General features: G+C 62.0%; 1 pseudogene. It reads left to right on the top strand.

From position 1 onward, the window contains the following. Nucleotides 1-223, top strand: a pseudogene (locus B4920_RS27615) (D-xylose ABC transporter ATP-binding protein); the annotation flags it as partial. Nucleotides 224-242 lie beyond the last annotated feature (19 nt).

The raw sequence follows: 242 nt of genomic DNA, 5'->3' as shown, positions 1-242 counted from the left end.
GACCCGCGGCATCGACGTCGGTGCCAAAAACGAGATTTACAACGTGATTTACGATCTGGCCAAGGTGGGCATCGCCGTGGTGGTGGTATCGAGCGAGCTGCCGGAAGTGCTGGGCATCGCGGACCGGATCATGGTCATGCGGGAGGGGGAGATCGCCGGCGAGCTTTCCCACGATGAGGCCAACGAGGTCAAGGCGCTCAATCTGGCCATGCCGGCCCGTTGATCTGCTGACCGCAACGAGA

Source organism: Zoogloea sp. LCSB751 (assembly GCF_002028455.1).
GTDB lineage: Bacteria > Pseudomonadota > Gammaproteobacteria > Burkholderiales > Rhodocyclaceae > Zoogloea.
The sequence above is the reverse complement of the archived record's forward strand: the minus strand, read 5'-3'. Positions and strand labels throughout refer to the sequence as shown.